Source organism: Butyricicoccus sp. (assembly GCF_050872565.1).
GTDB lineage: Bacteria > Bacillota > Clostridia > Oscillospirales > Butyricicoccaceae > Butyricicoccus_A.
This window is the reverse complement of record NZ_JBNMHC010000271.1, coordinates 1-3,139: the sequence shown is the minus strand read 5'-3', so window position 1 is coordinate 3,139 and position 3,139 is coordinate 1. Positions and strand designations below refer to the sequence as shown.

The window sequence follows — 3,139 nt, the reverse complement described above, 5'->3', positions numbered from 1 at the left end:
TCTGCCAGCTCATCAATGGTCACACGGCGATCCATATGCTGTGCCAAATAACGTCCGGCATCTTTTGCCAGAGTGACCTGACTGCCGGAATAGCTGCGCTCGTGCACGGCGTCATCATCCAGTTTCATGCTGCTGAGAAACAACAATAATTCCAATATCTTTACTTTGAAATAGCCCTTTCGGATACTCTCTGGGACGGTGTACAGCTCCGAAAAAATATGTGCCAAGCTCGGTTGTGATCGGACAACATATCCCGCCTCATTTTTGCAGAATTTCTGAATGAGCGTCGTCGGCTGTACGTTGACATCCTTCAAAAAACACGAGAGGCACATCGGCGAATGATCTGCGTCAATTAAGATGGAGATGCCATGATAGTGGCTGAGTGGATAGTACGACTCGTGGCTGCAATCCTTTCTCTGCTGAATTGACAGATCTCCCGCTGTGATGTAATAAAACTGATCGCCGCATTCGCATTCTGCGCGGCCTTCTCTACAGTGATTGATCTCTAAAAAATTTCCATGCATCGCCGGTTTCATGCCGGATCTCTGCATATGAATGTCATTATAGACCAAATCAATACCCGGAAACACATGATAGCAAGTCATCCGTGCGTCTCCTGTTTCGTCTTTGCGGGTATACACCGTACAGTCATCCTCTCTCGATATGACCTGTACGCTATTTCCATATATGCACTTTTCCTGTTCTGTCAATTTCATAATATGTAGAACACTCCCTGCATACAACGTATTGGTTTGCCAATTTTATTAGTTCTAGCTAATCATACTATATAATACCATACAGTTTTTTTCTGTCAATAGTTTTACGCAGGTAATTTCTATTTTCGGCAATCTTTTCAAAAAAAGACGGACATTCCGCAAAACATCCGTCTTTTTTCTGTATTTTTTAGCCTTTATCGATATGCTTTCTCCAGGATAGTTGCACATTCCTCATCAGAAAGCGGTGCACGATCTGCCTTAAACAAGGCACCCATCGTTGCACGAGCATTCTGTGCCAGTGTCAGTGCTTCTTCTTTTTTGATACCAAAATCCGACATTTTCAATCCATACACGCCACATGCCTTCTGCAATTCTTCCAACGCGATCAAAAAGTCCTCCGGCTTAGACGCATCTGTTTTGCCCAAAGCCTGCGCCATACGAATAAATCGTTCATCACACACATGTGCCTGCACAAAGTGCTCGTAATACGGCAGAGAAATCAAAATGAGTCCCGCACCATGCGGCAAATCCTGATGATATGCGCTCATTGCATGTTCCAATGCGTGCTCACTGGTCAGCGAACACATCGTCATGACAACGCCAGAGAGTGTATTTGCGAATGCGACATGCTCTCGCGCCTCTAAATCCTTGCCGTCTTCTACAGCGCGCGCCAGATACCCGCCGATATTTTCTATCGCAGTCAACGCATACATATCGCTCATCAAGCTCGCAGATTTTGCAATATACGCTTCTACACTGTGAAATAGCGCGTCAAAGCCCTGATATGCCGTAAACTTCGGTGGAACAGAAAGCATCAACTCTGGATCCACAATGGCTGTCTTCGGGAACAGACGCGCATCGCCGCCCAAACCAATCTTTTCATTGGTTTCCTCATTGGTAATGACACTGAATGCATCCACTTCGCTGCCCGTGCCCGCCGTTGTCGTGATGGCGATCACCGGAAGCGGATTGACACCGATGCGCTGGCAGCCGCCTGTGCCGCCGTAGACATAATCCCAAATATCGCCGTCATTGGTTGCCACAATCGCGATGGCTTTGGATGCGTCAATGACGCTGCCGCCGCCCAAGGCAACAATAAAATCGCAGCCATGTTCTCGCGCAAATGCACCGCCTGCCATTACCGTCGATTTGAGCGGATTCGCCATAACTTGGTCGAATACCACGGTTTCTGCACCCGCCTGCTGTAAAGCTTCCAATGTGCGGTCTAAATATCCATTAGCTTTGGTCGATTTGCCGTTAGAAATGACTACCAATGCCTTTTTCCCCGGCAGCTTTTGACGGCTCAGCTTGTTCAAGCTTCCTGCGCCAAAAATAATGCGAGTTGGTACATACATACGAAAGCTCATCTTGTTCCTCCTATTTGTCGTGTGATTTCATTATATCGTTCTGGTTCCCAGTCTTCTTTCAAGGCAAACAACCCTCTTTGCAACAGCATCGCTGTCTGTTCCGGTACGTGTTCTGCGTCGGTTTCCAATGCCAGCTGCTGCAACGCACGCAGTAATCGTTCTTTTGCATCACGCACGGCTGGAATCGCCTGCCACAGGCAAACCATATCATAATCATCGGTATTCCCGCAGCGTGCCTGGCAAAATGCGCAGCCCGGCGCAACGGTATCTTTTTCCTCAGATGTCTTTTTTGTCTGTGCTTGGATGGTTGGTATATCGGTTTCTTGTGCCGAACACCGCAGACCATCTACATAGATACGATCCGTGTTTTGCGTTTTGGGATTGTTGGTGCAGGCGTGAGAAAGTCCTATGAGTACGCCCAGCAAAGCATCTCTAGACTGTTCTAAAGTCTCCATCGTATAATCCTCCTTATTTTTTCTATACTTAGTATAGCATATCTTCCATTTTCACGCATAGAAACTTCCTATCTTTCTTGAATTATTTTTCATTTGTCGTATAATACGTATCATAACAACAATACAAAGAAAGGGCTTATTGTTTATGCAAATCACATCGCAGGAGCTTCTTGCCGCAGCGCAGGAAATTAAGCAGGAAATACTCACAGATCGCCGAACCATCCATCAACATCCAGAAGTCGGCACCCAGCTTCCTATCACGAAAGCATATGTCATAAAACGACTGATCGAACTAGGCTATGAGCCGCAGGAAGTATGTGACAGCGGCGTTGTCGCAACGATTACCGGCAAAGATACCGGACGCTGCATCCTGCTCCGCGCGGATATGGATGCTCTGCATATTCAGGAGCAAACCGATTTGGATTTCAAATCGCAAAACGATGCCATGCACGCCTGCGGTCACGACATGCATACCGCTATGCTGTTAGGCGCTGCCAATCTGCTGCGGCAGTATCAAGCACAAATAAACGGCACAGTAAAGCTGGTCTTTCAGCCGGACGAAGAGGGATTTACCGGTGCAAAATCCATGCTGGCTGCCGGT

4 protein-coding genes are annotated in these 3,139 nt (G+C 47.2%); 1 reads left to right on the top strand and 3 read right to left on the bottom strand.

The genetic code is table 11. From position 1 onward, the window contains the following. The 3 genes from ACR0P9_RS09900 to ACR0P9_RS09890 all read right to left on the bottom strand — a co-directional run. Window positions 1–716, bottom strand: a 716-nt coding sequence (locus ACR0P9_RS09900; RefSeq protein ID WP_432619705.1) for an AraC family transcriptional regulator, incomplete at its 3' end; no start/stop codon positions are given. Window positions 717–910: 194 nt separating this feature from the next. Further along, the gene (locus ACR0P9_RS09895; RefSeq protein WP_432619703.1) at window positions 911–2,083 is read right to left on the bottom strand and encodes an iron-containing alcohol dehydrogenase; all 1,173 of its coding nucleotides are present in this window, start codon (window positions 2,081–2,083) and stop codon (window positions 911–913) included. After that, on the bottom strand, window positions 2,080–2,538 hold the full coding sequence (locus tag ACR0P9_RS09890; protein WP_432619701.1) for a hypothetical protein: 459 nt from the start codon (window positions 2,536–2,538) through the stop codon (window positions 2,080–2,082). The genes ACR0P9_RS09895 and ACR0P9_RS09890 overlap by 4 nt, the downstream gene beginning before the upstream one ends. Before the next feature lie 145 nt (window positions 2,539–2,683). On the opposite strand from ACR0P9_RS09890, the gene ACR0P9_RS09885 reads away from it, so the two are divergent. Next, window positions 2,684–3,139 (top strand): M20 metallopeptidase family protein (locus ACR0P9_RS09885; RefSeq protein ID WP_432619699.1); only part of this gene is annotated, 456 nt, incomplete at its 3' end.